Below are 6,335 nucleotides of genomic sequence, written 5' to 3' on the forward strand. Positions count from 1 at the left end.
AAATTAAGTCGCCTAGCTATAACCATCGTGGCGATAGTCCTTGCACCAGCAGAGCCGCCACTAACGTTCCACGCTTCGCTGACTAGGCTACGTTTTATCGTCCGCTCAATATCTGGCTCCTTAGGCCGACACCAATAGCGATAACTGCTTCGGTGAACATTAAAAATACGACACAAAGTTTTCACCGGATAAAGCACTCTTAGCTTTTCAACTACCGAAAATTTTTCAGTGAGTCGGACATTAAGAGCGCAGTAGCCTTTTTTAAGATGTCATTCTCCATTTCCAGCAGGTGGATTTTTTTCTTCATTTCTCTGAACTCAATTTGTTCAGGTGTTAATGGCAGACCAGGCGATGTTTTCCCTTGACGTTCTAAACGAAGGGCTCTTACCCACCGGCTAATCGCTGAAAGACTGACGTTCATGCCTTTCGCGGCTTCCTGGTAGGTGTAATTTTGGTCAAGGACTAATTTGGCGGTTTCACATTTAAATTCAGCAGTAATTATTTTACTCATTTCGGCACCTATAAAAATTATGAGGTAAGCATATCACCTCAACTTAGGTGGCCAAATTTAGTATGCCACTACAGACAATCCCTGGCGCAAGTGCAACAAAATATTCTCATTTTCCTTCATCGGCTCTTCCGGTGTTCTTTTTAAGCATGACACATAGTGTGCGTAAAGCCTCTCCTTTGTGCCAGCAACTTCTAAAATTGAGTGAGCATGATCACAGTTGTGGTGATTATTTTTATTATCACGATCGCAATGTGGTAATTATTTTTATCTCAACAGATTTTAGAGGAAAAATTTAATGTCACTTTTCAGTGGAACCTCTTCAGAGGGCTGGTTTGAAAAGGCGCAACGATTCGGCAAATCATTTATGCTGCCGATTTCGGTCCTGCCAGCAGCGGGTCTCTTGCTGGGTATTGGCGGTGCACTCTCTAACCCTAACACCATTCAGGCTTATCCGTTCCTGGATGTCGCTTGGTTGCAGGGCATATTTACCATCATGGCCAGTGCTGGTTCGGTGGCATTTGCGAATCTTGCCGTCCTCTTTGCCGTTGGTGTGGCTGTCGGCCTGGCAAAAGGCGACAAAGGTACCGCGGGTCTGGCTTCACTCCTCGCCTATCTGGTGATGAACGCCACCATAAATGCGCTGTTGAAGCTGACCGGAGCACTGGTTGCAACAAATCTGAGTTCCGTTGGTCAGGGTATGGCGTTGGGGATCCAGACTCTCGAAACGGGGGTATTCGGTGGGGTTGTTGTCGGTCTTGTCACGTCACTGCTCCATAATCGCTATAACAAAATTGCGCTCCCTCAGTCCCTGGGTTTTTTTGGCGGGTCTCGATTTGTCCCTATCATTAGCTCACTGGTAGCAATGCTGATTGGCGCAGCCATGACAGTCTTGTGGCCACATTTTCAGAAGCTGATTTTTGGTCTCGGTGGACTGGTAGACGCCACGGGTTATCTTGGCACCTTCCTGTACGGTTTTATCCTGCGCATGCTGGGTCCGTTTGGCTTACATCATATTTTTTATCTCCCTTTCTGGACAACCGCGCTTGGTGGCAGCGAGCTTGTCAACGGCCAGCTGATTGAAGGCACACAGCGTATTTTCTTTGCTCAGCTCGCCGACCCTACCGTACAGCAGTTCTACGTCGGGACATCGCGCTTTATGTCCGGACGCTTTATTACCATGATGTTTGGTCTGGTCGGCGCCTGCCTGGCGATGTATCACACCGCAAAGCCTGAGAATCGCAAGCGCGTTGCCGGTCTGCTACTTTCCGCAGCGTTAACTTCATTCCTTACAGGTATCACAGAGCCCATTGAGTTTTCATTCCTGTTTATTGCCCCCGCGCTGTATGTGATTCATGCCCTCTTTGATGGTCTGGCCTTCATGATTGCCCACATACTGCACATCACTATCGGACAGACGTTCTCGGGTGGCCTGATTGATTTCATGTTGTTTGGCGTGCTGCAGGGAGAAGCGAAAACTCACTGGCTGTATGTACCGATGATAGGTATTCCGTGGTTCTTCCTCTACTACTTCACCTTCAGGGTGCTGATTAAACGTTTTAATTTTAAAACGCCGGGGCGTGAGGATGAAACGGTTGAAGGTGCAATGGTGGAAGCTGGAGAACGCCCGCAGCTGATCATTACAGCATTGGGCGGAAAGGAAAATATTGTCGAGCTGGACTGCTGTGCTACACGTTTGCGCATTACGCTTTCTGACGGTACTAAACTGGACGAAAACGGGCTGAAAGCAACCGGTGCACGCGCGGTTGTAATACGCGGGAATGGCGTTCAGGTGATCTACGGTCCCCACGTTACCATTATTAAAAACGAAGTTGAGGAATTACTTGCACTATGAAACAACCCACGCTGCTTCAGATTAAAGGAAAACTGATCGTTTCTTGTCAGGCTCTGGAAGGCGAGCCTCTCCATAGCCCATATATCATGTCGCGCATGGCCGTCGCCGCGTTGGAGGGAGGGGCTGCAGGGATCAGGGCGAACAGTCTTCTGGATATCCGAAAAATTATGGAAACTGTCGACCTGCCAGTGATTGCTATCCTTAAACGTGACTATCCTGGAAGTGACGTGTATATCACAGCAACACTTCAGGAGGTCGATGAGCTGATGGAAGCCTGCCCGCCGATGATCGCCATGGATGCAACCCACCATACCCGCCCGGGGAAACTGCAACTACCGGAATTGATTGCGGCTATTCGTGCACGTTACCCTGAGCTGTTGCTGATGGCTGATATTGCCACCGTCGAGGAGGCTCATCAGGCGGAGATACTGGGGTTTGATTGTATCGGCACAACGCTTCATGGTTATACAGAAGAGACAAAAGGTATGAAGCTGGCTGATGAGAATTTCAGATTTCTGAAGGAAGTCATCAGCGTTGTTAAAGTTCCTGTGATTGCCGAAGGTAATGTCTCTACACCAGAAATGGCCGCACATTGCCTTGAGTTGGGCGCACATGCGGTGGTGGTCGGAGGGGCAATTACTCGTCCACAGCAAATCACACGTTGCTTCGTTAACGCTATGAATGCAGCAGAGTGACATTTCGGGTTATTGTTGGCCGGGCTGACAAACTGTCTCCCGGCATCACCAGAACGCTATCTTTTCAAACGGGCGCAGCACCATCGAGAATTGATTGCCCTCTCATGTATTCTACGCAGCAACCACTGCAATTTACGTTACTTCAGCTTTAGTCCGGAAACCAGCACATCCAGGTCAATAATATCATTGTTGCTCTGGAAGGTGTAATGCCCGTTCAGCAAAATATGCTGCCAGGCCACAGGTGATATCAGGGCCAGAGCCTCAATGCCCCTGTCGTTACCTTCTGCTTCCAGTCGTTCCAGTCACGAGTTTCGCACCAATAAAAAACGCTCTATTTTTAAGTTTAATTCAGCATAATATATAAATAGACAAAATCTTATAAATTAAAATCAACTTATTGTAATTTAAACAAATTTATACGTTTTAGTAACTTGCAAATTAACCATTGCTTTTAAGCCATTTCTGGAATTTTATATGCCTGTGCGAAACTCGTGTCGTGATTACATGAAGTTTGAAACCAAAGAACCAACCTGTTGAGGTTTTTCCTCGTTCAGCTATCCCATCGAAGACTTTATGCCGGCGAATCCGTAAGTTATCACACACAGCTATCGGAGTAGAATCGGCAACCGACAGACCCGTGCACTTTCCCTTAATTGACTCAAACAGTGCCGTTGAAAGCTAAGGCACTGCGCGGAAGTAACCCTACGCAGCGTGAATATGATGGCAAGTTAGGAAATTCCTTCCTGGGATATAAACGGACATGATAGAGGTAAAATACCTTGAATTGGCTGAATCGGAGTTGATGAAACAAAACAACCGGTGTCATCATTTCAGCCAATGAAAGTTGAATAGACCGTCTACGACGCTTACTGCCGTTATTCAGCAAAATTTCATGCATTTTGGGCTCGAAGTCTTTACAAAAATCATCCATCAGGCAATAAAGTTCGGTAAGATTTTCCATGATTGTTTAACAATGCTCTACTCTTTAACCAGATTGTTAGAGTATTTTAACGAAATATGCGCATTCAACTATTTGAATATCAAGACTTTCACTTTATTTCTTATCCCGAACTCAGGTTAATAATAAGTAATTTTTAAATTAGAAATATTTAAATTTTTGCATTTAACAATTCATTAAAATATGAATTATTTTAATATTTTATTTTACTTTTACATAAAATAACAAAATGTTATTTGTTTTTAATGTGGGGTTTTATCTAAGATTACTAAAATTATCTAAAGCTAGAGACTTATTTAAGTAAAATTTTTATATTCAACATAATTAATTTTATTAAAATATGTATTACATTGTTAAAAATAAGAATAATTAAATTTCAAATTGTTTGTAATTAATTTTGTTAGGGTATAGAGAATCTATTTTTGATGAATATTTTAAATCTTTCATGGAATTTGTTATGTTAACAAAAAAACAAATCGTAATAAGATTACTACCTATTTTCTCTTATTTTTTCATTTATATTCCATTATTTTCTTTTCTCTATCTCCTGCAGTAAAGGCGATGGAAAATGACAAAATGGTTGAAACAATGGCAGGAATACAATCTTTAGTTGAGCAGAATGAAAATAACAATATTCATAATAAAAAAGATTCAAAATTGTTCATGTATAAGAAATTAATACCCGAAATGGTTACTCATTAACCTGCGCCATGATGAAATCCTTTTTATTTTCTTCTAAATTTTGCCAAAATTATGTTGAAGGTTGAGATAAGGAACGGAATAGATGGTTAAAAAACGATTAATTATTAATCAATTTTGAACAAAAGGATAGATCTACCCTGTCGTGAGTTTTTATCGCCACCGCAAACAAGCCAGATCATGGTGACGTGCCATAAGTTCTTTACGATTCAATCCAAAATTCATTCCTGCGAAAAATAATTTTTTCCCACATAAGAGACAAGCAAGATGGTTGTCTATGGCGACGACTTTTCATTGCTTGTTAGTACTGGTATAACCCGATACCTATTGTCTCAATCTTTTGGTCCCTTTTATGTCACCGCGTTTTAGTCATGTTTTTAAATTTGGTCAACGCTGGCTCAATTGGCTTAATCGCCAACCCCCTGATAGTGTCCGAACTGTTGTGATGGAAACCATGGTAAAGATTATGGCTTGCGGCACTTCGCTTATGGGGTGGTCAATTTGGCGCTGTCCTGACCCTCAATGTAATTCTGAGAAACGGGTTAAATTTACCTGCAAAAGTCAAAGCTGCCACATTGTGGCGTCAAAGCTTGCCTACAATGGATTAACAATACGCTAGCTTGGTTACCCGAAGCTCCTTGACAGCACATCACTTTTACCATGCCTTGTGAATATTGGCCTATTATTCGTGCCAACCGTTGGCTTCTCGGTGAAATGAATCGATTAGCCGCTGATGTGATATTAACCATCTGCCGTGACCTCAATATCACCCGGGCGTTTTCACTGCCATCCATACCTGGGGACGAGACCAAAAATGGCATCCGCATATTCATTTTTCAACCACAGCCGGCGTGACTAAAAAGAATACCTGGCGGGATATCAGCTTTTTATCGCGAAAACATTATGACAATGTGGCGATAACGGCATTATTGAGAAACATTATTACACGCTCACCATTCCCGATGAGCTTAAAGCTGAAGTAAGAAGTAAAGCATCATGGAATCAATTACTTAACACTCACTACAAGCGCGGGTGGAATATTAATCTTTCTGATATTCTTTCCAATATTACCCATGTCACCCTTTATCTCTGATTTTATCTAAAGAAACCCCTGTCTCGCTCAGTCGCTTAAAACATTATTCCGGCTAAGATAACATCACGTTACGCTATAAGAGCCACCGCACGAAAAAACAGGAAGACCTGGTCATGAAATCCGATGAATTTATTACCCTGTTTGCGTCTCATGTGCCAGAAAAATGGTTTCACATGATCCGCTATTACGGCTTTTTAAGTCCATCAGCACGGATGCGAAAAATGTTAACGGAGGTTGTTTATCCTTTAGCCCAGCAAGATAAAAAACCGCTAAAAAAATCACCTGGCGAAACATGTATCAACACGTCTTTAAAGTCGATCCACTTGCTTGTCTCTTATGTGGAAAAATTACTTTTCGCAGGAATGAATTTTGGATTGAATCGTAAAGAACTTATGGCACGTCACCATGATCTGGCTTGTTTGCGGTGGCGATAAAAACTCACGACAGGGTAGATCTATCCTTTTGTTCAAAATTGATTAACAATTAATCGTTTTTTAACCATCTATTCCGTTCCTTATCTCAACCTT

4 protein-coding genes and 3 pseudogenes are annotated in these 6,335 nt (G+C 42.7%); 5 read left to right on the forward strand and 2 right to left on the reverse strand.

Annotated features, from left to right (window positions below):
• Positions 1 to 11: 11 nt before the first annotated feature.
• Positions 12 to 511: pseudogene (locus AYJ55_RS33960) on the reverse strand (transposase); the annotation flags it as partial.
• 47 nt (positions 512 to 558) lie between these two features.
• Here AYJ55_RS33960 and AYJ55_RS21715 point away from each other — a divergent pair.
• Genes AYJ55_RS21715 through AYJ55_RS21725 form a run of 3 tightly spaced genes read left to right on the forward strand, consistent with a single transcriptional unit; the run spans position 559 to position 3,058 of the window.
• On the forward strand, positions 559 to 807 hold the full coding sequence (locus AYJ55_RS21715) for a hypothetical protein (protein ID WP_187153357.1): 249 nt from the start codon (positions 559 to 561) through the stop codon (positions 805 to 807).
• Positions 807 to 2,363, forward strand: coding sequence for a PTS transporter subunit EIIC (locus tag AYJ55_RS21720; protein WP_063657892.1), 1,557 nt, complete (start codon positions 807 to 809; stop codon positions 2,361 to 2,363). Before AYJ55_RS21715 ends, AYJ55_RS21720 begins: the two co-directional genes overlap by 1 nt.
• Positions 2,360 to 3,058, forward strand: coding sequence for an N-acetylmannosamine-6-phosphate 2-epimerase (locus AYJ55_RS21725; protein WP_063657894.1), 699 nt, complete (start codon positions 2,360 to 2,362; stop codon positions 3,056 to 3,058). Before AYJ55_RS21720 ends, AYJ55_RS21725 begins: the two co-directional genes overlap by 4 nt.
• A gap of 498 nt (positions 3,059 to 3,556) precedes the next feature.
• Here the strand turns inward: AYJ55_RS21725 and AYJ55_RS30030 are convergent.
• A pseudogene (locus AYJ55_RS30030) lies at positions 3,557 to 4,019 on the reverse strand (transposase); the annotation flags it as partial.
• A 558-nt stretch (positions 4,020 to 4,577) separates the two neighbouring features.
• Here AYJ55_RS30030 and AYJ55_RS31220 point away from each other — a divergent pair.
• Entirely contained in the window at positions 4,578 to 4,718 is a 141-nt protein-coding gene (locus AYJ55_RS31220) for a hypothetical protein (protein ID WP_187153353.1), read from the forward strand.
• Positions 4,719 to 5,067: 349 nt separating this feature from the next.
• A pseudogene (locus AYJ55_RS30035) lies at positions 5,068 to 6,242 on the forward strand (IS91 family transposase).
• Positions 6,243 to 6,335: the final 93 nt, after the last annotated feature.

Source organism: Candidatus Arsenophonus triatominarum (assembly GCF_001640365.1).
Lineage (GTDB): Bacteria > Pseudomonadota > Gammaproteobacteria > Enterobacterales > Enterobacteriaceae > Arsenophonus > Arsenophonus triatominarum.